The organism is Pseudonocardia thermophila (assembly GCF_900142365.1).
GTDB classification, from domain to species: domain Bacteria; phylum Actinomycetota; class Actinomycetes; order Mycobacteriales; family Pseudonocardiaceae; genus Pseudonocardia; species Pseudonocardia thermophila.
Window position 1 is genome coordinate 137,180 of sequence record NZ_FRAP01000008.1, and the last position, 25,384, is coordinate 162,563.

Sequence of the window (25,384 nt, forward strand, 5' to 3'; positions counted from 1 at the left end):
GGGCAGTCTAGGACCCTCTCCCGAGGCCCTCCCCTACGACGCAGCGGGCATCGGGCACTCCGCAGCACCGACCCGCCAGAACAGCCGGTTGCGCAGGCATCCGCTCAGGTAGGGCACCCCCGAGCTGTAGCCGGAACCGGGCAGGTCGCCCAGCATGCGGGAGGCCAGCGAGTGGTGGGTGGTCTTCCAGCGCTGGTGGACGTCCTCCAGCCGGGCCATCGCCGCGGCCAGCCGCGGGTGCGGCGGCCGGTCGGCGTAGGCATCGAGGTAGGCCCGGGAGAGATCGTCGTGGCCGGCGAACACCTCGGCCCGCACCGTCGGCACCCCGTCGAACGCCAGCGACGCGAGCCGCTCGGCGGTGGGGCGCCCGCACGACACCTCGAACCGCTTGTACTGATCGGACTGCACGGCGCTCGCACCCTCGGTGTGCTGGCGGAAGTCACCGAACGCCTCGGGACTCATCGTCGCGACCAGCCGGAACAGCAGCGCCGCCCGCCCGAAGACGGTGACGGCGTGCTCCAGCAGATCAGCGGCCCGCCGGGAATCGCCCGCCCGCAGAGCGGTGGTCGCGCCGCGCACGTCGGCGACGAGCGTGGTGAACGTCAGCTCGTGGCACTGCAGCGCGCGCAGGAAGAAGTACTCGTCGTGCCGGGCGGACACGCGCGGCACGGACAGCGCGAGCCAAGCCCCGGCGCGGGTGGCGGGCGGCTCGGGCAGGCCGGTGACCGGGCAACCGTCGGTGTCCGGCTCGCCGAGGGCGTGGGCGACGAACCGGCGGGCGTGCTTGAGCCGCTTCGCGAGCACGGCCGGGGCGGGGGCGTCGGGGCGGCCCGCGGTGCGCACCTCGTGCCGGATGACGTCGGCCATGAGCAGCGCGGCGAGCCGGTCCGGGTCGAGGCCGGACTCCGGGTCGGAGAGCACCAGCTCGACGAGCGGGAGCGCCAGGTAGTGGCGGTTGACGAAGCGGTCGTCTCGGCGGGCCAGCACGCTGTCGAGGAAGGCCCGCAGGTACGGGTCGGCGCTGCCGGCCCGGTGCGCGGCCAGCTCCTCGAGCAGCTCGCCGGGGAAGACCGCCGTGCCGGTGGCGTCGATCCGCGCGTAGACCTGCCGGGCGAGTGCCAGACCGGGGTCCTGCTGCTCCATGACCGCCTCCTGCTGCGCCTCGGACCTCGTGATCACACGATGCGCCGGGCAGGGGTGCGCCGGGATCCCCGGCGCGGAGCGGATCAGCCCGCGGGTGGGTCAGGCTTTCCTCACCGGACGGGCAGGGTCAGTCGTCGGTGTTGATCGCGGGTGGCGATCGTCGGCGTCAATCGTCGGCGGGGTCACCCTCGAGCTCGGCGAGCAGCTCCGCGGCCTCGACGTCGCCCGCGTCGATCGCGACCTGCAGGTAGCCGCGGGCCTCGTCGAGGCGACCGGCGTCGAGGAGGAACCGGGCCAGCGTGACCGCCCACCGCGGCTCGCCCTCCTCGACGGCCGCGCGGAACTCGCGTTCGGCACCGGCGAGGTCGCCGTTGCCGGCCAGGTAGTAGGCGTACGCGGTGTGCGCGCGACCGGCGCCGAGGCGGATCGCCTGCACGTAGAGGTGTTCAGCCTCGGTACCGCGGCCCTGCGCGACCCGTACGTCGCCGAGCGCGACGAGGGTGTCCGGACGGGTCTCGTCGACGTGCCGTTCCGCGGTCTCCAGTGCCTGGTCCAGCCGGCCCGCCTCCAGGTGGAGCGCGACGAGGTTGGCGGGCGCGATCGAGTCGCCTGCGGCGACCGCCTGCTCCAGCACCTGCTGCGCCTCGCCGGGCCGGCCGTGGTCGCGCAGCAGGATGGCCAGGTCGTTGGCCGCGGCGAGGTCCCCGGTGGACACCGCGAGCCGGAACGCGGCCTCGGCGGCCGCGCGCTCGCCCGCGCCGGCGAGCGCGACGCCGAGCCGCCCGGCGAACTCCGTTCTCCCCGAGTCGACGAGGGGCCGCAGCCAGTCCGCGGCCGCGTGCCAGCTGCCGCTGTCCAGATAGGCCCTGGCCAGCAGGTCCGCGGCACCGGGGGCGCCGGCCGCGACGGCCCGCCGCAGCGGCTCCACGGCCTCGGCGGCCCGTCCGGCGCGCAGCAGCGCGATCCCCTCGTCGCTGGGCGAAGTGCTCATCGTCATCCCTGTGGGTTACCCGCCGGGTAGTGCGCGACAACCCGGCGGTACGCGCTGCGCCGCAGCCGCTCGGGCACCAGCCGGTAACCGCCGCGGACGACGACGTTGCGCGCGAACTGGGCGGGCGTGGTGAACCCCAGCCCGAGGAATCGCCGCTGCAGGGCCAGCTCCGCGCGCAGTTGGGCCCAGCCGCCGCGGCGGGCGTAGGCGCCCGCCCCGACCCGGTAGGCCACGAGCGGCTCGGCGACGTTCGCCACCCGCGCCCCGGCCATGATCAGCTTGGCCCAGAGCAGGTAGTCCTCCATGAGCGGGAAATCGCCGTACCCGCCGACCGACTGAACGACCTCGCGCCGGTAGACCACCGTCGGGTGGTTGAACGGGGAGGCGAACCGGGCCCGGCGGGTGATGTCGGCGGCCGTGACTGGTGGGGTGCGGCTACCCACGACGTCGTCGAGATCGGTGCCGAACTCCAGCAGCCCGGAGCCGAGCACGTCCACCCCGGACTCGATGATCGGTACCTGAGTGGCGAAGCGGTGCGGAAGGGAGATGTCATCGGCGTCCATGCGCGCCACCAGCTCGTGCTCGCACGCAGCCAGGCCGGCGTCGAGTGCGGGGCCGAGCCCGCGGTTGGTCTCCAGCGCCACGACGTCGACCGGTACGCACGACCCGGCGACCAGCTCGTCGATCCGGGTCTGCAACCTGGCCCCGACCGGCCCGTCGCGCACGATCACCACCTGATCGGGACGCCGCGTCTGCTCGTCGGTCACGGAGCGGAACGCGGTGGCGAGGTGATCGGCGTCGTCCCCGGCCCAGACGGGCAGCAGCACGGCTAGCACGACACTCCTCTGCATCACACTTCGACGACACGCGGAGTGAGCAGACGGGCTTCCTCCGCGGGACATTGCACCCTAGACCGATGAACGCTCGGGGCCCGGCAGCGGTGCAGCGCCCCCGCACACCCGGAGCGATCCCGCCGCCGCGGCGGAAGCGGACGTGGCGGCAGCGGATCCGGATCGCGGCAGTGACGGCGTCGGTGCTCGTCCTGGCGTCGACGGGCACCGCGTGGGGGCTCTACCGGGACGTCACCGCGGGGATCGTCACGACGGACGTGGTGCGCGGCGACGCCTCCGACGGCGCCCAGAACATCCTGCTCGTGGGCGTCGACAGCCGTACGGACACGAGGGGCAACCCACTGCCCGACGAGGTGCTGCGGCAGCTGCACGCCGGCCCCGACACCGGGGTGCTCAACTCCGACACGATCATCGTGCTGCACATGCCGGACGGCGGTGGCGCGGCAGCGGCGTTCTCGATCCCCCGCGACACCTACGTCGACATCCCCGGCTACCGCACCGACAAGATCAACGCCGCGTACCCGGCGGTGACGGCGCTGACCGCCCAGCAGCTCGTCAAGGAGGGCGGGCGCTCACGCCAGGAGATCGACGCGCTGTCCCGACAGGCCGGGCGGCAGGCGCTGGTCAAGGCCGTGGAGCAGCTGACCGGGCTCTCGATCGACCACTACGCCGAGATCAACCTGCTCGGCTTCGCCAACCTCACCCAGGCGATCGGCGGGGTCGAGGTGTGCTTGCGCGCGCCGACGTCCGACCCGCTGTCCGGGGCGAACTTCGCCGCGGGCCGGCAGACCATCAGCGGGGTGGACGCGCTGGCGTTCGTCCGCCAGCGCCACGGGCTGCCGCAGGGCGACCTGTCGCGGGTGCGTCGCCAGCAGGTGTTCCTCGCCGCCGTGGCGAACAAGATCCTCTCGGCCGGCACGCTGACCGATCCGGCGAGGCTGTCCGCGCTGATCGGCGTCGCCCAGGAGTCGCTGGTGATCGACTCCGGCTGGGACCTGCTCGCCTTCGCCCAGCAAGCGGCGAACCTCGCGGGCGGGCGGCTGGAGTTCACCACGATCCCCACCGAGGGCACCGAGACCATCGAGGTGGGCAGCGTGGTGAAGGTGGACCGCTCGAAGGTGCGCGAGTTCGTCGACCGGCTCGTCGAGGACCAGGAGCGCAAGGCGGAGGAGGCGGTGAAGGCGACCCCGCCTCCGCCGCCACCCGGGCCGCTGACGATCATCCCGAGCCGGTACGTGGTCGACGTGCGCAACGGCTCGTCGATGCCGGGGCTGGCCACATCGGTGGTCAACCGGATGCGCGACCTCGGGTTCATCCGGGGGACCACCGGCAACACCGAGCCCACGGAGAAATCGGTGGTGCTCTACACCGGCGCCGACCGGAAGGCGGCCGAGGAGGTCGCCGAGCAGCTGGGGTACATCGCGGTGGAGGCCAGCGACCGCACCGTGGCCGGGCACCTGCTGGTGGTGATCGGCGCCGACTTCGACAGATCGGTGATCCCGCAGCCCGCGGATGCCGCGCCGGACACGACGACCCCGGCCCCGAACGCCCCGATCACCGCCGACGGCGTGCCCTGCATCGACTGACGCAGGACCGGATCGGCGGCGCGATCACCGCCGACCTAAGGTTTCCCGGTGAGCCTGACCGACGCCCTGCTGGGACCGATCTTGCGCGGCCCCGGATCCGCCCGGCCGCTCATCACCTTCTACGACCACGCGACCGGCGAGCGGATCGAGCTGTCCGGTGTGACCACCGCCAACTGGGTGGCCAAGACCGCCAACCTGCTGCGGGACGAGTGCGATCTCGAACCCGGCGGGCGGGTGGCCGTGCTGCTGCCGGCGCACTGGCAGACCGCGGCCGTGCTGCTCGGCGCGTGGTCGTGCGGCGGCGTCGTGGTGGACGAGCCGGCCGGGGCCGACGTCGTCGCGTGCGACTCCGAGCGGCTCGACCTCGCGCTGGCGGCCGACGCCGCCGCGGTGGTGGCACTGTCGCTGGACGCGTTCGGCAAGGGCCTGACCGGGCTGCCCGCCGGGGTGATCGACTTCGCGACCGAGGTCCGGCTGCACGGCGACGAGTTCGTACCCTGGGAACCGGTGCCCGACACGGCGGTCGCGCTCGACGGCGAGACGGCCGACCGGGTGCTCGACCAGGCGCGCATCCGCGCCGAGGCGCTCGGCATCGGAGCCGGCGACCGGGTGCTGTCCACCCTGGACTGGACGACGGAGGACGGCCTGGTCGACGGTCTGCTGGCACCGCTCGCGGCCAGGGCGTCGCTGGTGCAGGTGCGCAACGCCGACCCGGCCCGGCTCGACCGCACGGCGGAGACGGAGAAGGTCACGATCCGGCTGGGCTGATCCCGCGTTGCGGGAACGGCGCCGCACCGCACCGCGCCGCCGGGTGGCCTGCACCTACCGGGTCACCGCAGCAGCGCCCGGGCCATGACCAGGCGCTGGATCTGGTTGGTGCCCTCGTAGATCTGGGTGATCTTCGCGTCGCGCATCATGCGCTCGACGGGGAAGTCCTTGGTGTACCCGGCACCGCCGAGCAGCTGCACGGCGTCGGTGGTGACCGACATCGCTGTGTCGGAGGCGAAGCACTTCGCGGCCGAGGAGATGAAGCCGAGGTTCTTCTCCCCCCGCTCGGCCCGCGACGCCGCGACGTAGACGAGCTGGCGGGCAGCCTCCACGCGCATCGCCATGTCGGCAAGCATGAACTGCAGCGCCTGGAAGTCGGCCAGCGGGCGGCCGAACTGCTTGCGCTCCTTGACGTAGGCGGTCGCGATGTCGAGCGCGCCCTGCGCGATGCCCACGGCCTGCGCACCGATCGTGGGGCGGGTGTGGTCGAGCGTGGCCAGCGCGGTCTTGAAGCCGGTGCCCTCGGCGCCGATGATCCGGTCGGCCGGGATGCGGCAGTTCTCGAAGTGGATCTCGCGGGTGGGCGAGCCGGTGATGCCGAGCTTGCGCTCCTTCGTCCCCACCACGAAGCCCGGGTCGTCCTTGTGCACGACGAACGCGGAGATGCCGTTTGCCCGCTTCTCCGGGTCGGTGACGGCCATGACCGTGTACCAGGTCGACTCGCCGGCGTTGGTGATCCAGCACTTGGTACCGTTGAGCACCCACTCGTCGCCCTCGCGGTGGGCGCGGGTCTTCATCGACGCGGCGTCCGAGCCGGCCTCGCGCTCGGACAGCGCGTAGCTGATCATCGCTTCGCCGCTGGCGATGGACGGCAGCACCTTGCGCTTCAGCTCGTCGGAGGCCGATAGCAGGATCGGGGTCATGCCCAGGCCGTTGACGGCCGGGATCAGCGACGACGACGCGCAGACCCGCGCGACCTCCTCGATGACGATGCAGCCGGCGAGCTCGTCAGCGCCCTGGCCGCCGTACTCCTCGGGAATGATCACCGCGTGGAAGCCGGCCTTGGTCAGCGCATCGCGCGCCTCGGACGGGAAGCGACCCTGCTCGTCGACATCGGCGGCGTGCGGGGCGATCTCCTTCTCGGCCAGGTCGCGAACGGCCTCCCGCAGCGTCTGGTGCTCCTCGCTGAGCTGGTACGCGTCGAAAGCAGGATCCATGCCGCCGAGCCTAACGGCACGGAGTGCCGTTAGCAAGGCGAGTTGCTACCCTGAGTGCCATGACACAGCCGCGGCGCGGCCGTTCCGAGGCAGGCCGGGCCGAGGTGCGCCGCGAGCTCGTGGCCGCCGCGGTCGCCCAGTTCACCGAGCACGGCTACGACGAGACCACCGTCGACGCGATCGCCGCCGCGGCCGGCGTCGGCCGGCGCACGTTCTTCCGCTACTTCCGCTCCAAGGAGGAGGCGATCTCCCCCGACCACACCGCCGGGCTTGCCCGCGTTGCGGACGTGTTCGAGACCGCCCACCCGTCCGAACCGCCCGCGCTGGTCGCCCTGCGCGCCGGGGAGACCGTCTTCGACCTCTACACCGAGGACCCGGCGCTGTCCGTGGCCCGCTACCGACTCACCCATCAGGTACCGGCGCTGCGCGACCGCGAGTCGGCGAGCGTCGACCACTACCGCCGGCTGCTCACCCGTCACCTGCGCAAGCGCCTCGCCGACGATCCCGACGGCGACCTGCGCGCTGCCGTCGTCGGCGCCGCCGTCGTGGCCGCCCACAACCTCGCTCTGCGCACCTGGCTTGCCGCGGGCGCCCCCGCGGACGGCATCGACGCGATGATCGCGAAGTACCGCAGGGTCGCCGACATGCTGCCCGTCGAGCAGCCGTCGCTGGCCGCGGTGACCGAGCGGCTGGAGGCCGCGGTGGACCGGCTGGAGCAGCGCCCGCCCGCGTGATCAGGCGACCAGCTCGACCGGCGCCGCGGGCTGCGCCAGCTCCCAGAGCCGATCGGCCAGCTCCACGGGATCGACGCGCGGCATCGGGCCCTGCTGGACGCCGTCGTAGCGCCCCTGCTCGACGAGCGCCTCCGCCGCGCTGCCCTTGATCAGCCGACCGATCTGCAGGCTCGCGACGCGCACCCCGTGCGGTTCGACGCTCCGTGCGAGGCCCCGCAGGTAGGTGAGCAGCCCGCTCTGCCCGACGGCGACGCTCGCCAGTTCCGGCAGCACCTCGCGCACGGCGATCCCCTGCGCGACGAGGAACGCGCCCGAGCCGCGGACCACCATGCCCGGCACCAGCGTGCGGGCGATCTCCAGTGGCGAGAGCAGTGTGATCGGCAGCCAGGTGGTGAGCGTGGCCGCGTCGAGCGCGGTCGCCGCGACGGGCAGCCGCTCGGTGCCGCCGGGCGAGTAGAGCACCGCGTCGGGGAGCCCAACCCGTTCGGCGGCGGCCCGCGCCGCGGCGGGATCGTGCAGGTCGGCGAGCAACCGCTCGGCCGGCACGCCCTCCGCCCGCAGCGTGTCCACCAGCGCGTCGACGGTGGCGGCGGTGCGCCCGACGAGGGTGACGGCGTGACCCTCCCGGCCGAACCGACGGGCAGCGGCCAGGCCGAGCGCCGGACCCGCGCCGAACACGACGAACCGCTTGAGTTGAGCCATTCCTCAACTTCTAGCGGAACTTGAGGGCTACCTCAAGTAGTACGCTCGGCCGCGTGCCCTCGACCCCGCTGCGCGCCGACGCCCGCCGCAACCGCGCGCGGCTGCTGGACGCGGCCCGCGAGGTGTTCGCCGAGGCCGGGCTCGACGCCTCGCTGGAGGAGATCGCCCGTCGCGCCGGGGTCCGCGTCGGCACGCTCTACCACCACTTCGGCAACCGGACCGCGCTGGTCGACGCCGCGATCGCCCCGCGCGTCGAGGCGTGGGTGGAGCGCGTCGAAGAGGCACTCGCGCACCCCGATCCGTGGGAGGGCCTGGTCGAGCACCTGACCCTGCTCGCTGAGTGGCAGACCGCCGACCGCGGCTTCACCGAGGTCTGCGTGCGCACGCTTCCCGCGGACTCCGCGACGGAACGGGCGAAGGCCCGCGGGCACGCGTGCTACGCGGAGCTGATCGCCCGTGCCCAGGCCGCCGGCGCACTTCGCCCGGACGTGAGCCCGGCCGACGTCGGACTGCTGGTGTGGGCCGCCGTGCGCGCGACCGAAGGCGTGCGCGCGCTGGCCCCCGACGCGTGGCGGCGCCACCTGGGCGTGCTGCTCGACGGGCTGCGGGCCGATCGCGCCACTCCCCTGCCGGGCGGAGCGCTCGACCCGGCCACCGTCCGCGCAGCGATGACGTTCCCGTGACGGCCCTCGACCAGGCCGTCGCAGCCATCCGGTCCGGCGACGTCGGCACGCTCGCCGGGCTGCTGCGGGACGTCCCGGGGCTGGCCGGTGCCCGGATCGCGAAGACGCCCGAGGGCCGCACCGAGAGCCGGTCGCTGCTGCACGTCGCCACCGACTGGCCGGGGCACCTGCCGCGCGTGGCGACGACGATCGCGCTGCTCGTGGAGGCGGGCGCCGACGTCGATGCCCGGTTCTGCGGCGCCCACTCCGAGACCCCGCTGCACTGGGCCGCCAGCTGCGACGACGTCGAAGCGGTGGACGCGCTCGTCGCCGCGGGTGCCGATCCGGAGAGCGACGGCGCGGTGATCGCGGGCGGGACCCCGATGGACGACGCGGTCGCGTTCGGTCAGTGGCGCGCCGCCGCCCGGCTCGCCGAGCTGGGAGCGCGCACCGCGCTCTGGCACGCCGCAGGCCTCGGGATGCTCGACCGGGTGGCGGCGCACCTCGCCGGCACGGCCCTGCTGCCGGCGGCGCACCCGTGGGGCGATCCCGCCGATCCGCCGCGCGAGCTCGACGTCGCGCTGTGGTGCGCGGCGGGCGGTGGCCGGCTGGCGGTGGCGAAACTGCTGGTCGAGCGCGGGGCCGACCCGCGCTGGGTGGCCCCCTGGGACGGCTCGTCGATCGCTGACACCGCACGGCGCGGCGGAGCGGCCGACGTCGTCGCGTGGCTGGACCTCACCACCTGGGGAAGCCCCTGAAATACGTGATCCCCGGGCCGCACTCGGGGGTGCGCACACCGAGCTGGACGGGCTCGGACCCGGGGATCACGGGTGACTGCCTGGAATTCGCCGGCACCACATCCGGCTTCCACGACCGTCGGAGACTTGTCCCGTGGTGCTAGCGGACAGCCACCTCACAAGTCCTGCAGCTATTCAACGCTGGACCACCTCCTCTCCTGTGTGCCGCCAGGCTACGGGGACAGGAGTGATCGCGCCACGGGTTTCGTCCCGATCGTCCCCGCGGTGAACACGGAGCGACGGTCAGTCGTCGTCGGCGAGCTGCTCGCGCAGTGCGGCGTCCTTGGCGAGCACGGAGGAAGCCAGTTCGGACTGGAAGCTCACGACCTTCGCCCGCAACTCCGGGTCGGTGGCGGCGAGGATCCGCACCGCGTACAGGCCGGCGTTGCGCGCCCCGCCGATCGCCATCGTCCCCACGGGGACCCCGGCCGGCATCTGCGCGATCGACAGCAGCGAGTCCAGGCCGTCGAGCGTCCGCAGCGGCACGGGGACGCCGATCACCGGCAGGGTGGTCGCGGAAGCGACCATGCCGGGCAGGTGCGCGGCTCCGCCGGCGCCCGCGATGATCACGCGCAGGCCGCGGTCGGCCGCCGAGGCGGCGTAGTCGAGCATGCGCTGGGGTGTGCGGTGCGCGGAGTAGACACCCACCTCGTAGGGCACCTCGAACTCGTCGAGGGCCTCGGCAGCGGCCTCCATCACCGGCCAGTCCGAGTCGCTGCCCATGATCACGCCGACCACCGGATCAGACGACATGCGCGGTCTCCTTCCGAGCACCGTGGATCGACCACCCGTCCGCCCACTCCGCCGTGGACAGCCACGTCGCGGCGAGCACCGCACGTTCCCGCACGGCCACGGGGTCGTCACCGAGCGCGGTGACGTGGCCGATCTTGCGGGCCGGGCGGGGCGCCTTGCCGTACAGGTGGACCTTGACATCCGGGAACCGCGCGAACAGGTGGTGGCAACGCTCGTCGAGGCTCGTCTCCGGCTCGGTCCGGGCACCGAGCACGTTCGCCATCACCACCGCGGGCGCGGTCATCGCGGTGGAGCCGAGCGGGTAGTCCAGCACCGCGCGCAGGTGCTGCTCGAACTGCGAGGTGCGCGCACCCTCGATCGTCCAGTGGCCCGAGTTGTGCGGGCGCATCGCCAGCTCGTTGACGACCATCGCGCCGGTGTCCGTCTCGAACAGCTCGACCGCCAGCAGGCCGGTGACGCCCAGCTCGGTGGCGATCCGCAGCGCCGTCGCCTGCGTGGCCACGGCGACCTCCTCATCGAGCCCGGGGGCCGGGGCGAGCACCTGGACGCACTGGCCGTCCTCCTGGACGGTCTCGACGACCGGCCACGCAGCGGCCTGCCCGTACGGGGAGCGGGCGACCAGGGCGGCCAGCTCGCGGCGCATCGCCACCCGCTGCTCCGCCATGAGCGGGGTGCCGGCGGCGAGCAGCTCGGCCACCAGCTCGGGGGTCGCGTCGAGCCACACGCCGCGCCCGTCGTAGCCACCGCGGACGGCCTTCAGCACCGCCCCGCCGTGCTCCGCGCTGAACGCCGCGAAGTCGTCCGGGCTCGTGATCTCGGCGAACGCCGGCACCGCGATGCCCAGCTCGGCGAGGCGGCGGCGCATCACCAGCTTGTCCTGCGCGTGCAGCAGCGCGTCCGGGCCCGGGTGCAGGGTGACCCCGGCCGCGGCGAGGGTCCGCAGATCGGCCTGGGGCACCCCCTCGTGGTCGAACGTGACGGCGGCGGTGCCCGCGGCGAACGCGCGCATCGCGGCGAGGTCGGTGCCGATGTGGACGTCGCGGCAGACCTGCGCCGCCGGGTCGGTGGGCGACGCCGCCAGCACGCGCAAGGACTGCCCGAGCGCGATCGCGGCCTGGTGCGTCATGCGGGCCAGTTGACCGGCTCCGATCATGCCCACCACCGGCAGCCCCCCGTGCGGAACGGACGAGTCGCGGGGAGCGGGCGGGTGCGGGTCGGGCAGTGCGTCCACGGAACGGGAACCTTACGGGACGGCCCCGGCCTCGGCGCGATCTCGGCCCTTGGGCACAATGGCCTGGATGTCGATGGTCGAAGCGGTGCTGATCCGCATCCCGCAGCCGTACCGGGATGTGGCGATCCAGTACCGCGAACTGATCAAGTTCGCTCTGGTCGGCGGCACCACGTGGGTCATCGACACGGCCGTGTTCGTGCTGCTGAAGAACACGTTCCTGGTCGAGAAGCCGATCACCGCGAAGGTGTTCGCGGTGCTGGTGGCCACGATCGTCTCGTACATCCTGAACCGCGAGTGGTCGTTCCGCACCCGCGGCGGCCGGGAGCGCCACCACGAGGCGGCGCTGTTCTTCCTGATCAGCGGGCTCGGGGTGGCCGTCTACACCGCACCGCTGGCGGTGTCGAGGTACATCTTCGACCTGCGGGTGCCCGAGGTCACGCTGTTCACGCAGGAGATCGCCGACTTCATCAGCGGTCAGATCCTCGGCGTGCTGCTGGGCATGGCGTTCCGGTGGTGGGGCTTCCGGCGGTTCGTGTTCCCGGACGAGAACGTCCGGCGGCAGGTGCCGAAGGTCCCGCAGGCCTGAGCTCCTCGGCGCGCGGCGAGTCCCGCGTTCGGGCGCGCGAGTCCCACGTCGGGCACGGCGAGTTCCGCACGTCGTGCGCCACGGGATCCGCATCGCACTGTCGGGAAGCCCACGACTCGCCGGCACGGCAAGCGCAACCACCCCCGCCGGACAGGGCAACTCGGCCTCCCCGGCAGGGCAACTCGCCCACCCCGGCAGGGCAACTCGCCCACCCCGGCAGGGCAACTCGCGGCCCGGCTACCGGGGGCTGGTCGCTCGCGGCGCCCCGACGAGGTCGTCGGCCCGGGCCGCGGGGAGGAACACCGTGAACACCGGCGGGCGAGCCCGGGACAGCTCCAGCCGACCCCCGTCCGCCTCCACGAGCGCTCGCGCCAGCGCCAGCCCCAGCCCGGTCGACGAACCGACGGAGACCCCGCGGTCGAACACGTGCGGCACCAGCTCCTCCGGGATCCCGGGCCCGCTGTCGGAGACCTCGATGAGGATCGAGTTCTCCGCCGCCCGAGCGGCGAGGACGACGGTGCCGTCGCCGTGCTGGATGGCGTTGTCGACCAGCGCCCCGACGGCCTCGCGCAGCCGCGCCGGGGTGACCCTGGCCAGCAGGCCGTCGGGCACCCGCAGCTTGAGCGAGCGGCCGGCGGCGCGCAGGGCCGGCTTCCACTCGTCGGCGACGGCCGTCAGCGTCGGGCGCAGGTCCTGCACCTCGGCCCCCGCCGACCGGGCCGCCCGCGCGGCCTCCAGCAGCTCATCGAGCACCTCGGTGAGCTTCTCGGTCTGCTCGAGCGCGGCGAGCGCCTCCCGCCGCGCGCTCTCGTCGGGGTGCGTGGCGAGCTCGTCCAGCCGCAGCTGCAGCGCCGTGATGCGGCTGCGCAGCTGGTGGGAGACGTCGCCGACGAGATCGCGTTCGCGCTGCAGCAACGCGGCCAGTGCGCTCGCGGAGGTGTCGAGGACGTCGGAGACGCGGTCCAGCTCCGGGATGCCGTACCGCTGCGGTGCTGCCCGGAAGTCCCCGGCACCGAGCCGGGCGGCGCGGTCTGCGACGTCGGAGAGCGGCCCGGCGAGCCTGCGCGCCGTCCAGATCGCGATGCCGGTGCCGGCCGCGAGGGACAGCACCACGAGCAGCACCACGACGAACGTCACCTGCAGCTGCTGGGTGCGCAGCGTCGTGTCCGGCTCAGCGATCGTGAGCGTCCCGCCGGGCGCGAACGGCAGGGTCTCGACGACCGACCTGCTCGGGTCCAGCTCCGGCCCGACGGCGAGCAGCTGCTCGCCGTCCTGCTCGATCACGAGCCGCCCCCCGGCCGGCAGCGCCAGCTCCAGCTGGGAGGCGTCCAGGGCGGCGAGCTCGTCGGGCTCGTCGACCCGGCTGGCGATCTGCTCGAGCGTGCCGGTCAGCTCGGCCCGGTTGACGTCCTCGACCAGCACCCACGTGGTGAAGGCGAGCGGCACGCCGAGGATCAGCCCCATGATCGTGACGACGATCAGGGTCGACTGGAGGATCCGCCGCCGCACCGCCCGCGCCTAGTCGTGGTTGAACCGGAACCCGACCCCGCGCACGGTGGCGATGCGGCGCTCGCCGCCGATCTTGCGGCGCAGCCACGACATGTGCATGTCGAGCGTCTTGGACGACTTCATGTCGGGGTCGTGCCAGACCTCGCGGAGGATCTCCTCCCGGGTGACGACCTGCCCGGCGCGCTGCATCAGCACACGCAGGAGCTCGAACTCCTTGTTGGCGAGGTTCACCTCGACGCCGTCGACGAGCACCCGCCGCCCCGACAGCTCCATCCGCACGCCACCGACCTCGATCGTCTCGGGAGTGAACCGGCGCAGCAGCGCCCGCACCCGGGCGAGCAGCTCGGCGAGCCGGAACGGCTTGCCGACGTAGTCGTCGGCGCCGGCGTCGAGCCCGACGACGAAGTCGACCTCGTCGGTCCGCGCGGTCAGCATCAGCACGGGCATGTCGGGGAAGTCGAGCCGGACCCGCCGGCAGACCTCCAGCCCGTCCATGCCCGGCAGGCCGAGATCGAGCAGCAGCAGATCGACGCAGCCGGCCCGCACCCGCTTCAGCGCGGTGATCCCGTCCTCTGCGACGTCGACTGCGTAGCCCTCCCTCTGCAGCGCTCGCGACAGAGGTTCGGCGATCGCCGCGTCGTCCTCCGCGAGCAGCACCGTGGTCACGTCCTCACTGTAGGCCCGAGGATGATGATCGGCGTGAGCCCCGATCTCGACCTCGCCCTTCGGCTGGCCGACGCCGCCGACGACGTGACGCTCGCCCGCTTCCGGTCGAGCGACCTGCGGGTCACCAGTAAGCCCGACCGCACCCCGGTCACCGACGCCGACACCGCGGTGGAGTCCCGGCTGCGGGAGCTGCTGGCCGCGGAGCGGCCGGGTGATGTGATCCTCGGCGAGGAGGAGGGCGGTGCGGTCGCCGCGCAGGGGCGGGGCTGGGTGATCGACCCGATCGACGGGACGAAGAACTTCTCCCGCGGGCTGCCGGTGTGGGCGACGCTGATCGGGCTGACCGTCGACGGCGAACCCGTCGTCGGCGTGGCGAGCGCTCCCGCGCTGGGCAGGCGCTGGTGGGCTGCCCGCGGCGAAGGCGCCTGGACCGCCGGCCCGGACGGGGCGCCGCGCCGGATCGGCGTCTCCGGTGTGACCGATCTCGCCGACGCCTACCTGACCACCACCGACGCCCGGTCGTTCACCGAGATCGGCAGGGCGGATCGGTGGCAGGCGCTCACCGCGGCCGTGTGGGAGACCCGCGCGTTCGGCGACTTCTGGATGTACTGCCTGCTCGCCGAGGGCGCCGTGGACATCGCCGTCGACGCGCTGGCCAACCCGTGGGACCTCGCCGCGCTCGTCCCGATCGTGACGGAGGCGGGCGGGCGCTTGTCCGACCTCGCCGGCGTCGACGGGTTCACCGGCGGCAACGGCCTGGCCACCAACGGCGCGCTGCACGACGCGGTGGTGCGCACCCTCACCCCCTCGGGGTTGCGCGACCGCCGGTGACCAGCGCGTCGATGTCGATCCGCAGCGGGAGCAGCTCGGTCACGACCAGCTCGTGGGTCGCCGTCCGGCTCTCGCGGTAGCTGTCGCCCGGGGCACCGAGCCCGAACACGGTGATCGTCGGCACCGGCGGATCGAGATCGACGACCCAGTAGTGCGGGATCCTCGCATCGGCGTCCTCGAACGCCTTCAGGTGCAGGTCGACGCCTGCGGGTACCGGGCGAGATGATCTCGACGGCGAGGAGGGCGTCGGCCCCGCGACCCCTTCTCCGGGCCGGCCACCGAGACGATCACCAGCTCCGGTGCACGGACCGTGGCCGGATGCTGTGCCTGGACGACCTCGAACTCGAGCAGGCGCTCCCGCCCCGAGGGGACCTGGGGCGCGATCCGGGCGCACGACTCGCCCATCGAGCGTGAGCGCTTCCGCGCCGGCCGCGGGGACCCGACGAGCACCCCTCCTGCAGCTCGTAGCGCGCCGATTCGTCTTCGGGCAGCGCGTCGTACTCCTCGGTCGTCATCAGATCGCGGTGCAGCGGCGTGGCCATGCGGGCAGTGCGCCGCACCCGCCGTCCGGCGCGGGGCCGAACCGCCGATGTCAGCCGGCCAGCGCGCGCACCACCCGCGACGGCGACGGCCTGCCCAGCTGCTCGGCCATCCACGTGCTGGTCGCCACGAGCCGGTCGAGATCGACGCCGTGCTGGATGCCCAGACCGTCGAGCATCCAGACGAGGTCCTCGGTGGCGAGGTTGCCGGTGGCCGACTCGGCGTACGGGCAGCCGCCCAGCCCACCGGCCGACGCGTCGACGGTGGTGACCCCGCGGCGCAGCGCGGCGAGGGTGTTGGCCAGCGCCTGGCCGTAGGTGTCGTGGAAGTGCACGGCGAGCTTGTCGACGCCGATCCCGGCGGCGATGCACGCGTCCAGCACGGCGTCGACGTGGCCGGGGGTGCCGGTGCCGATCGTGTCGCCGAGGGAGATCTGCGCGCACCCGCCCTCGAGGAGCCGGGCGGCCACCGAGGCGACCTGGGCGGGCGCGACCGCGCCCTCCCAGGGATCGCCCCAGCACATCGACACGTAACCGCGCACGGTCAGCCCGGCCTCACGGGCCCGCTCCAGCACCGGCGCGAACATCTCGAACTGGGTGTCGAGTGTCCGGTTGAGGTTGCGCTCGGCGAACGTCTCGGTGGCGCTGGCGAACACCGCGACGTGCGTGAGCCCGGCGGCGACGGCCCGGTCCAGCCCGCGCTCGTTCGGCACGAGCACCGGGTAGTCGACGCCGTCGCGCCGTTCCAGCACGGAGATCAGCTCCTCGGCGTCGGCGAGCTGGGGCACCCACTTCGGGTGCACGAAGCTGGTGGCTTCCAGCGTGGTGAGCCCGGCGTCGGCGAGCCGGCTCAGGAACTCCGCCTTCACCGAGACCGGAACGATCGTCTTCTCGTTCTGCAGTCCGTCGCGCGGGCCGACCTCGTAGATGGTGACGCGCTCCGGCAGGCCGTCCGTCGGCACCCGCATGGGCAGCGCCCTGGTCGTCTCGCTGGTCATCCTCGTCCGCCACTTCCTGGTAGAGCAGGGGCAACGAACGGACCTTAACCAGGAATCGGCGAGATCAGGCCCGCGGCCGCAGGTGCACCACGTCACCTGCCGCGACGGCGCGGCGCGTGCCGGATTCGTCGAGCAGCAGCAGACGGCCGTCGACGTCGACGTCCTCCGCGATGCCGGTGAGCACGGCGCCGCCGGGGAGCTCCACCCGCACGGCGGAGCCGAGGCTCAGACAGCCCGCTCGGTAGTCGCCGCGCAGCACCTCGGGATCACCGCGCCGCTCCCGCCAGACCTGCTCCCGCTCGGCGAGGTTGCGCAGCAGGGCGATCAGGACCGTGCTGCGGTCGGCGTCGATCCCCTCCGCAGCGAGCGAGGTCGCGTTGGGCTGCCCCTCGGGTACGGCGCCGACGTTCAGACCGATCCCGACGACGACCGCGTCGCCGGTCACCTCGGCGAGGATGCCGGCGGCCTTGCGCGGCTCGGTGCCCATCAGCAGGTCGTTGGGCCACTTCAGGCCGGCGGGCACGTCGTCGTCGAGTTCGCGGATCGTGTCGAGCAGGGCCAGGCCGGCCAGCAGCGGCAGCCAGCCGTAGCGGGACGGCGATACGGTGGTCGGCCGCAGCAGCACGCTCACGGTGAGCCCGGTGCCGGGCGGCGAGAGCCACGTGCGGGCCAGCCGGCCCCGGCCGGCCTCCTGGTGCTCAGCGATCAGGACGCTGCGGTCCGGTGCGCCGCGCTCGGCGGCGGCGAGCAGATCAGCGTTGGTCGACCCGGTCCGCTCGACGATCTCGATGTGCGACCAGGCTCCCGCGAGCGTCGAACGAACCGCGTCCGCGTCGAGGTGCGCGGCTGTCCGGTTCATGCCGCGGACGCTACCTGCGCGGGGAGCGGATCGCCGACCCGCGGACGGTGCATCTCCGCCGGGCGGCCGACGATCCGCGCCGGGCTGCACGCTCGTGCCGTTCGGCGATCGCACCGCCACGCCCGTCGCGCGCGGTCAGCCGGCGAGCGCCTCCGCCACCACCACGGCTGCTGCTGCGGACCACGCCTGCGGGCGGCACGAGGTCGGGTACGGCACGGGCGCGGTGACCTCGTCCGACCCGAACCCGCCGAACAGCTCCGGCAGCCGCCACCCCAGTGCCGCGGCCGCGTCCAGCAGTTGCCCGGCCAGCAGCGCGGCGTGGTCGCGGTGCCCGGTGCGCAGCAGGCCGCGGATCGCGATCGCGGTGTCGTGCGGCCACACCGATCCGCAGTGGTACGACAGCGGCGCGTACCCGCGGGCGGCCGCGGACATGGTGCGCAACCCGTAGCCGCTCGCCAGGTCCGGCTGCACGAGCCGGTCGGCGACGGCGGCGGTCTCGGCGTCGTCGAGCAGGCCGGTGCCGAGGAGGTGGCCGATGTTGCTGGTCGCGGTGTCGACCGGGCGCTTGGCACCGTCGAGCGCGAGCGCGGGGAACCGGCCGCGCTCGTCGGTCACCCAGAACGCCTCCCGGAACCGCCGCGCCAGCGCTGCCGCCCACTCCCGCCACGCCGTCCCGTCCCCGCCGAGCGCGTCGAGCAGCTCGGCCCCGGCGAGCGCGGCCTCGTGCGCGTAGCCCTGCACCTCACACAGTGCGACGGGGCCCTCGGCGATCCGCCCGTCCGGGAACTGCACCGAGGCGGCGGAGTCCTTCCACCCCTGGTTGACCAGGCCGTGGCCGCTCTCGTCGAGGTACTCCGCGAAGCCGTCGCCGTCGCGGTCGGCGTGGTCGCGCAGCCAGCCGAGCGCCGCGTCGAGGTTCGGCCGCAGCGCGGCCACGTCCGCGTCCGGCATGCCGTGCCGCCACGCGTCGCGCAGCAGCGTGATCCACAGCGGGGTGGCGTCGATCGTGCCGTAGTAGACGGGCGGCAGCACCAGCCCGCTGCCGTGCTCGGCGGTGCCGCGGCGGCGTTCGTGCAGGATCTTGCCGGGCTGCTCACCGGAGCCGGGATCGTGCCTCGTGCCCTGCAACCGGGCCAGCACGCGCAGGGTGCCGGACGCGATCCGCGGATCGACCGGCAGCAGCATCGTCGCCGCCCACAGCGCGTCGCGCCCGAACAGGGTCAGGTACCACGGCGCACCCGCGGTGGCGAACAGGTCCGCGGATCGCGGCTCGGTCGCGATCAGCCCGTCGAGGTCCGCGTAGGACCGGTCGAGGAGGGCGGCGACGGCCCGATCGCGCGGCCGGCCACCGCGGCGCACCCGGGTCGGGGCCCCGACCACGACCGCGTCCGGGTCGGTGACGGCGAGCGTCCACCGCACCGCCGCCCGCTGCCCCGCCGCCACGGTGACCGGCCACGCCAGCTCCGCACCGTCCCGGGCCACGGTGATCTGCGCGCCGGGCGCAGCCAGCCGGGCCTCCACGGCGCCGGCCCGCCACACCAGCGCGCCGTCGTCGACGGCCGGCACCACGAGGTCGCGCTCCCGACCGGCACGCACGTCCGCCACCGGGGCGAGATCGCTGCCGACGGCCAGCCCGACGACCACGGCCACCTCCGCCGCCGAGGCGTTGTGCACCGTCAACGTCTCCGCGAGCCCGTCCGGTCGGACGTCCCGGCTGCGGTGCACCAGCACGTCCGGGTCGCGGCGGGCCCCGCGCACGAACCCGGCCTCCGGCCCCGCCGGCACCGGCTCCGCTCCGTCCAGGGTGACGACCGCGCGCGTGAGGACGCGCACGTCGCCGCAGATCACACCCTGCGCACCGGTACCGCGCAGCTGCCCGTCCGGACCGGTGAGGCAGACGGTCGGGGCAGCGACGGCGACGGCGAGATCCTGCAGGTGCGGGGTGGCCATGCCGCCCGACGCTACGGGCCCCCGGTCGTCGCCACCGCGGGTCGGTGTCGCCGGCCACGCCGCGACCAGGGCCAGACGTGACGCAGACCGCGCCGCAGCAGCGGAACCGTCGGGTTATGGTCCGGCGCATGAGTTCCGCCTTGGAGCCGGCCGCCGACGTGTCCGGTGCCGCCGCTGCCGAACCCGACGTCCACACCACGGCGGGCAAGCTCGCCGACCTGTACCGGCGCCTCGACGGCGCGATCCACGTCAGCAGCCCCGAGGCCATCGAGCGCCAGCACGCCAAGGGCCGCCAGACCGCCCGCGAGCGGATCGACCAGCTGCTGGACCCGGGCTCGTTCGTGGAGCTCGACGCGCTGACCCGGCACCGGTCCACGAACTTCGGCATGGACGCCAAGCGCCCGTTCGGCGACGGTGTCGTGACCGGCACCGGCACCATCGACGGCCGCCCGGTCGCGGTGTTCAGCCAGGACGCCACGGTGTTCGGCGGCGCGCTCGGCGAGGTCTACGGCGAGAAGATCGTCAAGGTCATGGACCTCGCCATGAAGATCGGCTGCCCCGTCATCGGCATCAACGACGGCGGCGGCGCGCGCATCCAGGAGGGTGTCGTCGCGCTCGGCCTCTACGGCGAGATCTTCATGCGCAACGTGCGCAGCTCCGGCGTGATCCCGCAGATCTCGCTGATCATGGGTGCGTGCGCGGGCGGCGCGGTGTACTCGCCCGCGATCACCGACTTCACGGTGATGGTCGACCAGACCAGCAACATGTTCATCACCGGGCCGGACATCATCAAGACGGTCACCGGCGAGGACGTGGACTTCGAGGACCTCGGCGGCGGCCGGACGCACAACACCAAGTCCGGCGTGGCGCACTACCTCGCCTCCGACGAGGCCGACGCGTTCGCCTACGTCAAGGAGCTGCTGAGCTACCTGCCGTCGAACAACATGTCGGAGCCGCCGGTCTTCCCGGCACCGCAGCCGACCGAGGGCAGCATCGTCGACGACCTCACCGAGTCCGACCTGGAGCTCGACACGATCATCCCGGACTCGCCCAACACGCCGTACGACATCCGCGAGGTGATCACCCGGGTCGTCGACGACGGCGAGTTCCTCGAGGTCCACGAGCTGTTCGCGCCGAACATCGTCGTGGGCTACGCGCGGGTGGAGGGCCGCTCGGTCGGGGTCGTGGCCAACCAGCCGACCCAGTTCGCCGGCTGCCTCGACATCGACGCGTCGGAGAAGGCGGCGCGGTTCGTGCGCACCTGCGACGCCTTCAACATCCCGATCCTGACGTTCGTCGACGTGCCCGGTTTCCTGCCCGGCACGGAGCAGGAGTGGAACGGCATCATCCGCCGCGGCGCCAAACTGATCTACGCCTACGCCGAGGCGACCGTCCCGAAGGTCACGGTGATCACCCGCAAGGCCTACGGCGGCGCGTACGACGTGATGGGGTCGAAGCACCTCGGCGCCGACATCAACGTGGCGTGGCCGACGGCGCAGATCGCCGTCACAGGTGCCGCGGGCGCGGTGAACATCCTCTACCGCAAGGAGCTCAGGGGCCTGGAGGGCGACGAGCTCGCCGCCCGGCGCGCCCAGCTCCAGCAGGAGTACGAGGACACGCTCTGCAACCCGTACATCGCGGCCGACCGCGGTTACATCGACGCGGTCATCCCACCCTCGCACACCCGCGGCTACGTGGGCCGCGCGCTGCGTCTGCTGCAGACCAAGCGCGAGTCGGCGCCGCCGCGCAAGCACGGGAACATCCCGCTGTGAGCGTCGAGGAGCTGACCCCGCAGGAGCGCCGCGCGCTCTTCCGGGTGGTGCGGGGCGAGCCGACCGACGAGGAGCTGGCGGCGCTGACCGTGGTGCTCGCGGCCGCGGCATCCGCCGGGGGCGCTAAGGAGCAGCCGGTGCGCGACCGGTGGTCCGACCCCACGGCGCAGTTCCGCCGCCCGATCCAGGTCGGCCCGGACGCCTGGCGAACCGCGTTCTGGCCCCGGTGAGCGCGCGTCGAGAACGAAGTCGTGGTGATCGAAGAGCCGGATCGATCACCACAGCTTCGTTCTCGACGGGGGCACCGCCTCGCCGCCGAGCCCTTCCGTAGGGTCGACGGGTGCTCGTCGTGCTCGCCTCCGCCTCCCCCGCCCGCCTCGGTGTGCTGCGCGCCGCCGGCATCGACCCCGTGGTCGAGGTCGCCGACCTCGACGAGGACGCGCTGCTGGCCGGCATGCCGGGCGCCGGGCCCGCGGAGAAGGTGACCGCGCTGGCGGCGGCCAAGGCGGCCGCGGTCACCGAGCGGGTCGCCGCCCGCCACCCGCACGCGGTCGTGATCGGCTGCGACTCGATGCTCATGCTCGACGGCCGGCTCGTGGGCAAGCCGCGCACGGCCGAGGTGGCGCGGGAGCGCTGGGCAGCGATGGCCGGCCGCACCGGCGAGCTGTTCACCGGCCACGCCGTGCTGCGGCTGATCGACGGCGCGGTGGCCTGCCGGGCCGACGGGCACGCCGTCACCGAGGTGCGCTTCGCCGAGCCCACCCCGGCCGAGCTCGACGCCTACCTGGCCTCCGGCGAGCCGCTCGCCGTCGCTGGTGCGTTCACGATCGACGGGCTCGGCGGGTGGTTCGTCGAGGGCCTCGACGGCGATCCGTCGAACGTGGTGGGCCTGTCGCTCCCGCTCACCCGCAAGCTGCTGGCCCGCGTCGGGGTGACGGTCACCGACCTGTGGGCAGCCCGGCGCGCGCCCGCCTGACGTACGGCGCCACCGGCGAGAACTTCAGCGCCTCCGGCAGCCGCAGCAGCACGTCGCGCTGTCCGTACAGCACGACCAAGCCGTCGCGGACGGCGGCGGCCAGGTCGATCACGCCCTCCCACACCTGGTAGAGCACCGACAGCGACGACTCGATCGTCAGGTCGACCTCGTAGCCGGGGTCGGTGAAGCACAGCGACACGTCGTCCGGCTGCACCACGAACCAGAACCGGGACTTGCGCGCGTCCGGCAACCGCACGTGCAGCACGGTCCGTCTGCGCCGGAACGGCCCCGGGTCGATGCCGCCGCGGATCCACCACATGAGCACGGTCGGGTCCAGCTCGTCGGGGCGCGGCTCGCCGAACGCGTACCGAGCGCCCCACTCGGCGAGCCCGAAGATGATCGGCCGCAGCGCCTCCCCGGCGTCCGTGGGCAGGTACTGCTCGTCCTCGTGGACGATCAGCCCGTTGCGTTCGAGCTGGTCCAGCCGCTTCGACAGCAGTCCGCGGGACATTCCCGGCAGCCCGCGCGCCAGCTCGTTGAACCGGTTCGCGCCGTTCAGCACGTCCCGGATCACCAGCAATGTCCACCGGTCACCGAGCAGTTCGAGGGAGCGGGTGATCGGGCAGTACTGGCCGTAGCGCGACATGCCCGAATGCTCGTCGCGGCGGTGCATTTTGTGAACTACTCAACGCTCGCCCGATCCGTCACCGTCGTCGGCATGACGACGATGCAGATCACCGAGCCGCTCACCGACGAGGACGTCCGCGCACTGGCCGCGGACATGGGCCGGGTGGCCGCCCCCTACGAGGCCGAGCACGACCGGGACGCGACGTTCGTGTCCGAGGCGTACACGGCGATGACCGAGCGCGGCTACCTGCGCCTCGCGGTACCCGCCGACCTCGGCGGCCTCGGCGCGACACCCCGCCAGCTGCTGATCGCGCAGGAGGAGCTGGGCTCCTGGTCCGGCGCGGCCGCGCTGGCCACGACGATGCACCACTACCTGACGCTGGTGCAGGTCTGGCGGCGCCGCCGCGGCGCCCCGGACGCCGAGGGGGTGCTGCGCCGCGTCGCCGAGGACGGCCTGATCATGGCCACGAGCGGCGGCTCGGACTGGGTCTGTCCCACGACGATCGCCACCCCGGTGGACGGGGGCTACCTCTTCGACGGCCGCAAGTCGTTCTGCAGCCAGGCGCCGGTCGCCTCGGTCATCTCCACCTCCGCAGTCCTCGGCGCGCCCGGTCCCGACGCGGTCGTCCTGCACGCCGGCGTCCCGCTCTCCGCCCCCGGTGTGCGCATCGAGGAGACCTGGGACACGCTCGGCATGCGCGGCACCGCCAGTCACGACGTCGTGTTCGACGGCGTGTTCGTGCCCGCCGAGAAGATCATGGGCACCCGCCCGTACGGCGAGCTGGCCGGGCCACTGCTGGTGGCCGCCATCCACTTCGCGCCGATCGCGGGTGCTGCCTACCTCGGGGTGGCCCGCGGCGCGGCCGAGGAGGCGGTCCGGATCGCGAACCGCCGCGGCCGCTACGGCGCCGTCCGGCAGGCCGGCGAGATGTTCGCGCGGCTGCGGGTGGCGCGCTGGGCGCTGCAGGCGGCCCTCGCCGAGGTGGGCGATGATCCCGCGGCCGACGAGGCCGCGCTGGAGACCGTGATGACGGCCAAGCGGCACGCCGTCACGGAAGCCCGGGCCGTGACCGACCTGGCGCTGGAACTGGCCGGCGGGCCGGCGTTCCACCGCTCGTCGCCGCTCGAGCGCGCCTACCGCGACGTGCGCGGCGGGCCGTTCCACCCGCTCACCCCGGAGGCCACGCTGGAACTGGTCGGCCGCCGCGCGTTCGCACTGCTGACGGAAGGCGCGCAGGCCTAGTCTGGGCGTATGGATCCGAAGTTCGCCGAGTACGCCCATCCCGAGGCACTGGTCGACACGGACTGGCTCGCCGAGCACCTGGGCGACGCGAACCTGGTCGTGGTCGAGTCGGACGAGGACGTGCTCCTCTACGACACCGGGCACATCCCGGGTGCGGTCAAGGTCGACTGGCACACCGACCTGAACGACCCGGTCACCCGCGACTACGTCGACGGGGAGCGGTTCGCGCAGATCTGCGGCGAGCGCGGCATCGCCCGGGACACCACCGTGGTCTTCTACGGCGACAAGAACAACTGGTGGGCCTGCTACGCGCTGTGGGTGTTCAGCCTCTTCGGGCACCCGGACGTGCGGATCCTCGACGGCGGCCGCGCCAAGTGGATCGCCGAGGGCCGCGAGCTCACCACCGAGGTGCCCGAGCCCGCGCCGGTGGAGTACCCGGTGGTCGAGCGCGACGACTCCACGATCCGTGCGTTCAAGGACGACGTGCTCGCCCACCTGGGCAAGCCGTTGGTCGACGTGCGATCGCCCGGCGAGTACTCCGGCGAGCTGCTGCACATGCCTGACTACCCGCAGGAGGGCGCCGTCCGCGGCGGCCACATCCCGGGCGCGGCGAGCGTGCCGTGGGCCCGCGCGGCCGCCGAGGACGGCACGTTCAAGCCGCGGGCCGAGCTGGAGGCCATCTACCTCGAGGAGCAGGGCCTCGAGCCGGACGACGAGGTGATCGCCTACTGCCGGATCGGGGAACGCTCCAGCCACACCTGGTTCGTGCTCACTCACCTGCTCGGCTTCCCGAAGGTCCGCAACTACGACGGAAGCTGGACGGAGTGGGGCAACTCGGTGCGGGTGCCGATCGTGCAGGGCCCCGAACGGGGCTCGGTCTCATGAGCCTGCCCGAAGCCCTGCAGGAGCTGGTGGACGACTTCTCCGGTGTCGGCCCGAAGGACCGGCTGCAGCTGCTGCTGGAGCTGTCCCAGGAGCTGCCCGAGCTGCCGGAGCGCTACGCCGACGCCGCGGAGACGATGGAGCAGGTGCACGAGTGCCAGTCGCCGCTCTTCCTCGCCGTCGAGGTGGAGCCGGCCGGCGACCAGCTGGTGCACCTGTTCTTCTCCGCGCCGCCGGAGGCGCCCACGACCCGCGGGTTCGCCGCGATCATGCACATCGGGCTGGACGGCCAGCCTGCCCAGACCGTGCTGGAGGTGCCGGACGCCTTCTACACCGCCCTCGGCCTGGGCCAGGCCGTGAGTCCGCTGCGGCTGCGCGGCATGGCGGCCATGCTCGCGCGGATCAAGAACCAGGTCCGCAGGGCCGTCGCAGGCCAGCAGAGCCCGGCGTAGCGAACCTCAAGTCTGTGTGAAGAACGTTCCGTCCGGACCCGCCGGCGCGAACACTGTGA

General features: G+C 73.4%; 27 protein-coding genes. 13 read left to right on the top strand and 14 right to left on the bottom strand.

What is annotated here, in order from left to right:
* Positions 1-33: 33 nt before the first annotated feature.
* The 3 genes from BUE41_RS12550 to BUE41_RS12560 all read right to left on the bottom strand — a co-directional run bounded on the left by BUE41_RS12550 (position 34) and on the right by BUE41_RS12560 (position 2,961).
* The gene (locus tag BUE41_RS12550; RefSeq protein ID WP_143172114.1) at positions 34-1,143 is read right to left on the bottom strand and encodes a tryptophan 2,3-dioxygenase family protein; all 1,110 of its coding nucleotides are present in this window, start codon (positions 1,141-1,143) and stop codon (positions 34-36) included.
* A gap of 166 nt (positions 1,144-1,309) precedes the next feature.
* Entirely contained in the window at positions 1,310-2,134 is an 825-nt protein-coding gene (locus tag BUE41_RS12555) for a tetratricopeptide repeat protein (RefSeq protein WP_073457243.1), read from the bottom strand.
* 2 nt (positions 2,135-2,136) lie between these two features.
* Positions 2,137-2,961, bottom strand: coding sequence for a glycosyltransferase (locus BUE41_RS12560; RefSeq protein WP_234997209.1), 825 nt, complete (start codon positions 2,959-2,961; stop codon positions 2,137-2,139).
* An 89-nt stretch (positions 2,962-3,050) separates the two neighbouring features.
* Here BUE41_RS12560 and BUE41_RS12565 point away from each other — a divergent pair, with 89 nt between their 5' ends.
* Both BUE41_RS12565 and BUE41_RS12570 read left to right on the top strand, forming a co-directional pair.
* The gene (locus BUE41_RS12565; RefSeq protein WP_084754851.1) at positions 3,051-4,571 is read left to right on the top strand and encodes an LCP family protein; all 1,521 of its coding nucleotides are present in this window, start codon (positions 3,051-3,053) and stop codon (positions 4,569-4,571) included.
* A gap of 48 nt (positions 4,572-4,619) precedes the next feature.
* The gene (locus BUE41_RS12570) at positions 4,620-5,339 is read left to right on the top strand and encodes a TIGR03089 family protein (RefSeq protein WP_073457244.1); all 720 of its coding nucleotides are present in this window, start codon (positions 4,620-4,622) and stop codon (positions 5,337-5,339) included.
* Between the two features lie 62 nt (positions 5,340-5,401).
* On the opposite strand, the gene BUE41_RS12575 is transcribed toward BUE41_RS12570, so the two are convergent.
* Complete coding sequence (locus tag BUE41_RS12575) at positions 5,402-6,556, bottom strand: acyl-CoA dehydrogenase (RefSeq protein ID WP_073457245.1); 1,155 nt, start codon at positions 6,554-6,556, stop codon at positions 5,402-5,404.
* Between the two features lie 59 nt (positions 6,557-6,615).
* Here BUE41_RS12575 and BUE41_RS12580 point away from each other — a divergent pair, with 59 nt between their 5' ends.
* Positions 6,616-7,290 carry a TetR family transcriptional regulator gene (locus BUE41_RS12580; RefSeq protein WP_073457246.1) on the top strand — a complete coding sequence of 225 codons (675 nt, stop codon included), beginning with the start codon at positions 6,616-6,618 and terminating at the stop codon, positions 7,288-7,290.
* Here BUE41_RS12580 and BUE41_RS12585 read toward each other — a convergent pair whose 3' ends face one another.
* On the bottom strand, positions 7,291-7,992 hold the full coding sequence (locus tag BUE41_RS12585) for an SDR family NAD(P)-dependent oxidoreductase (RefSeq protein WP_073457247.1): 702 nt from the start codon (positions 7,990-7,992) through the stop codon (positions 7,291-7,293). It lies immediately after the preceding gene.
* A gap of 53 nt (positions 7,993-8,045) precedes the next feature.
* Here BUE41_RS12585 and BUE41_RS12590 point away from each other — a divergent pair, with 53 nt between their 5' ends.
* Positions 8,046-8,675, top strand: a complete 630-nt coding sequence (locus BUE41_RS12590) for a TetR/AcrR family transcriptional regulator (protein ID WP_073457248.1) — start codon at positions 8,046-8,048, stop codon at positions 8,673-8,675.
* Positions 8,672-9,412 carry an ankyrin repeat domain-containing protein gene (locus BUE41_RS12595; RefSeq protein WP_073457249.1) on the top strand — a complete coding sequence of 247 codons (741 nt, stop codon included), beginning with the start codon at positions 8,672-8,674 and terminating at the stop codon, positions 9,410-9,412. Before BUE41_RS12590 ends, BUE41_RS12595 begins: the two co-directional genes overlap by 4 nt.
* A gap of 282 nt (positions 9,413-9,694) precedes the next feature.
* Here BUE41_RS12595 and purE read toward each other — a convergent pair whose 3' ends face one another.
* Together purE and BUE41_RS12605 are read right to left on the bottom strand one after the other, a co-directional pair.
* A complete protein-coding gene (gene purE / locus BUE41_RS12600; protein WP_073457250.1) occupies positions 9,695-10,204 on the bottom strand; it encodes a 5-(carboxyamino)imidazole ribonucleotide mutase in 510 nt (169 codons plus the stop codon).
* Positions 10,194-11,426, bottom strand: a complete 1,233-nt coding sequence (locus BUE41_RS12605; RefSeq protein WP_268794474.1) for a 5-(carboxyamino)imidazole ribonucleotide synthase — start codon at positions 11,424-11,426, stop codon at positions 10,194-10,196. Before BUE41_RS12605 ends, purE begins: the two co-directional genes overlap by 11 nt.
* Before the next feature lie 76 nt (positions 11,427-11,502).
* Here BUE41_RS12605 and BUE41_RS12610 point away from each other — a divergent pair, with 76 nt between their 5' ends.
* Positions 11,503-12,021 carry a GtrA family protein gene (locus BUE41_RS12610; protein WP_073457323.1) on the top strand — a complete coding sequence of 173 codons (519 nt, stop codon included), beginning with the start codon at positions 11,503-11,505 and terminating at the stop codon, positions 12,019-12,021.
* Between the two features lie 237 nt (positions 12,022-12,258).
* Here BUE41_RS12610 and BUE41_RS12615 read toward each other — a convergent pair whose 3' ends face one another.
* The gene (locus BUE41_RS12615; protein ID WP_073457251.1) at positions 12,259-13,530 is read right to left on the bottom strand and encodes an ATP-binding protein; all 1,272 of its coding nucleotides are present in this window, start codon (positions 13,528-13,530) and stop codon (positions 12,259-12,261) included.
* 9 nt (positions 13,531-13,539) lie between these two features.
* Positions 13,540-14,196, bottom strand: a complete 657-nt coding sequence (locus BUE41_RS12620) for a response regulator transcription factor (RefSeq protein WP_073457252.1) — start codon at positions 14,194-14,196, stop codon at positions 13,540-13,542.
* 24 nt (positions 14,197-14,220) lie between these two features.
* On the opposite strand from BUE41_RS12620, the gene hisN reads away from it, so the two are divergent.
* The gene (gene hisN, locus BUE41_RS12625) at positions 14,221-15,027 is read left to right on the top strand and encodes a histidinol-phosphatase (RefSeq protein ID WP_073457253.1); all 807 of its coding nucleotides are present in this window, start codon (positions 14,221-14,223) and stop codon (positions 15,025-15,027) included.
* Here hisN and BUE41_RS30750 read toward each other — a convergent pair.
* The 4 genes from BUE41_RS30750 to BUE41_RS12645 all read right to left on the bottom strand — a co-directional run bounded on the left by BUE41_RS30750 (position 14,996) and on the right by BUE41_RS12645 (position 19,373).
* Positions 14,996-15,151, bottom strand: a complete 156-nt coding sequence (locus tag BUE41_RS30750; RefSeq protein WP_159444901.1) for a hypothetical protein — start codon at positions 15,149-15,151, stop codon at positions 14,996-14,998. The genes hisN and BUE41_RS30750 overlap by 32 nt on opposite strands.
* A gap of 468 nt (positions 15,152-15,619) precedes the next feature.
* Complete coding sequence (locus BUE41_RS12635; protein WP_073457255.1) at positions 15,620-16,564, bottom strand: hydroxymethylglutaryl-CoA lyase; 945 nt, start codon at positions 16,562-16,564, stop codon at positions 15,620-15,622.
* Between the two features lie 64 nt (positions 16,565-16,628).
* Positions 16,629-17,423 carry a biotin--[acetyl-CoA-carboxylase] ligase gene (locus BUE41_RS12640; protein ID WP_073457256.1) on the bottom strand — a complete coding sequence of 265 codons (795 nt, stop codon included), beginning with the start codon at positions 17,421-17,423 and terminating at the stop codon, positions 16,629-16,631.
* Positions 17,424-17,558: 135 nt separating this feature from the next.
* The gene (locus BUE41_RS12645) at positions 17,559-19,373 is read right to left on the bottom strand and encodes a glycogen debranching N-terminal domain-containing protein (RefSeq protein WP_073457257.1); all 1,815 of its coding nucleotides are present in this window, start codon (positions 19,371-19,373) and stop codon (positions 17,559-17,561) included.
* Positions 19,374-19,501: 128 nt separating this feature from the next.
* Between BUE41_RS12645 and BUE41_RS12650 the strand changes: the two genes are divergently transcribed.
* The 3 genes from BUE41_RS12650 to BUE41_RS12660 all read left to right on the top strand — a co-directional run bounded on the left by BUE41_RS12650 (position 19,502) and on the right by BUE41_RS12660 (position 22,121).
* Positions 19,502-21,145, top strand: coding sequence for an acyl-CoA carboxylase subunit beta (locus BUE41_RS12650; protein WP_073457324.1), 1,644 nt, complete (start codon positions 19,502-19,504; stop codon positions 21,143-21,145).
* Positions 21,142-21,375, top strand: coding sequence for an acyl-CoA carboxylase subunit epsilon (locus BUE41_RS12655; protein ID WP_073457258.1), 234 nt, complete (start codon positions 21,142-21,144; stop codon positions 21,373-21,375). Before BUE41_RS12650 ends, BUE41_RS12655 begins: the two co-directional genes overlap by 4 nt.
* A 110-nt stretch (positions 21,376-21,485) precedes the next feature.
* Complete coding sequence (locus tag BUE41_RS12660) at positions 21,486-22,121, top strand: Maf family protein (protein WP_073457259.1); 636 nt, start codon at positions 21,486-21,488, stop codon at positions 22,119-22,121.
* On the opposite strand, the gene BUE41_RS12665 is transcribed toward BUE41_RS12660, so the two are convergent.
* Entirely contained in the window at positions 22,084-22,767 is a 684-nt protein-coding gene (locus BUE41_RS12665) for a winged helix-turn-helix transcriptional regulator (protein ID WP_073457260.1), read from the bottom strand. The genes BUE41_RS12660 and BUE41_RS12665 overlap by 38 nt on opposite strands.
* A gap of 72 nt (positions 22,768-22,839) precedes the next feature.
* On the opposite strand from BUE41_RS12665, the gene BUE41_RS12670 reads away from it, so the two are divergent.
* The 3 genes from BUE41_RS12670 to BUE41_RS12680 are packed head-to-tail and all read left to right on the top strand — an operon-like array spanning position 22,840 to position 25,325.
* Complete coding sequence (locus tag BUE41_RS12670) at positions 22,840-23,991, top strand: acyl-CoA dehydrogenase family protein (protein ID WP_073457325.1); 1,152 nt, start codon at positions 22,840-22,842, stop codon at positions 23,989-23,991.
* A gap of 9 nt (positions 23,992-24,000) precedes the next feature.
* Positions 24,001-24,876, top strand: a complete 876-nt coding sequence (locus tag BUE41_RS12675) for a sulfurtransferase (protein WP_073457261.1) — start codon at positions 24,001-24,003, stop codon at positions 24,874-24,876.
* The gene (locus BUE41_RS12680) at positions 24,873-25,325 is read left to right on the top strand and encodes a SufE family protein (protein ID WP_073457262.1); all 453 of its coding nucleotides are present in this window, start codon (positions 24,873-24,875) and stop codon (positions 25,323-25,325) included. The genes BUE41_RS12675 and BUE41_RS12680 overlap by 4 nt, the downstream gene beginning before the upstream one ends.
* The last annotated feature ends 59 nt before the right edge of the window (positions 25,326-25,384 follow it).

Bases quoted from the DNA above. Each gene is read 5' to 3' on its own strand.
- BUE41_RS12550 (WP_143172114.1), bottom strand. From the start codon at position 1,143: ATGGAGCAGCAGGACCCCGGTCTGGCACTCGCCCGGCAGGTCTACGCG.
- BUE41_RS12555 (WP_073457243.1), bottom strand. From the start codon at position 2,134: ATGAGCACTTCGCCCAGCGACGAGGGGATCGCGCTGCTGCGCGCCGGA.
- BUE41_RS12565 (WP_084754851.1), top strand. From the start codon at position 3,051: ATGAACGCTCGGGGCCCGGCAGCGGTGCAGCGCCCCCGCACACCCGGA.
- BUE41_RS12575 (WP_073457245.1), bottom strand. From the start codon at position 6,556: ATGGATCCTGCTTTCGACGCGTACCAGCTCAGCGAGGAGCACCAGACG.
- BUE41_RS12580 (WP_073457246.1), top strand. From the start codon at position 6,616: ATGACACAGCCGCGGCGCGGCCGTTCCGAGGCAGGCCGGGCCGAGGTG.
- BUE41_RS12585 (WP_073457247.1), bottom strand. From the start codon at position 7,992: ATGGCTCAACTCAAGCGGTTCGTCGTGTTCGGCGCGGGTCCGGCGCTC.
- purE (WP_073457250.1), bottom strand. From the start codon at position 10,204: ATGTCGTCTGATCCGGTGGTCGGCGTGATCATGGGCAGCGACTCGGAC.
- BUE41_RS12610 (WP_073457323.1), top strand. From the start codon at position 11,503: ATGTCGATGGTCGAAGCGGTGCTGATCCGCATCCCGCAGCCGTACCGG.
- hisN (WP_073457253.1), top strand. From the start codon at position 14,221: ATGATCGGCGTGAGCCCCGATCTCGACCTCGCCCTTCGGCTGGCCGAC.
- BUE41_RS12635 (WP_073457255.1), bottom strand. From the start codon at position 16,564: ATGACCAGCGAGACGACCAGGGCGCTGCCCATGCGGGTGCCGACGGAC.
- BUE41_RS12640 (WP_073457256.1), bottom strand. From the start codon at position 17,423: ATGAACCGGACAGCCGCGCACCTCGACGCGGACGCGGTTCGTTCGACG.
- BUE41_RS12645 (WP_073457257.1), bottom strand. From the start codon at position 19,373: ATGGCCACCCCGCACCTGCAGGATCTCGCCGTCGCCGTCGCTGCCCCG.
- BUE41_RS12650 (WP_073457324.1), top strand. From the start codon at position 19,502: ATGAGTTCCGCCTTGGAGCCGGCCGCCGACGTGTCCGGTGCCGCCGCT.
- BUE41_RS12665 (WP_073457260.1), bottom strand. From the start codon at position 22,767: ATGTCGCGCTACGGCCAGTACTGCCCGATCACCCGCTCCCTCGAACTG.
- BUE41_RS12670 (WP_073457325.1), top strand. From the start codon at position 22,840: ATGACGACGATGCAGATCACCGAGCCGCTCACCGACGAGGACGTCCGC.
- BUE41_RS12675 (WP_073457261.1), top strand. From the start codon at position 24,001: ATGGATCCGAAGTTCGCCGAGTACGCCCATCCCGAGGCACTGGTCGAC.
- BUE41_RS12680 (WP_073457262.1), top strand. From the start codon at position 24,873: ATGAGCCTGCCCGAAGCCCTGCAGGAGCTGGTGGACGACTTCTCCGGT.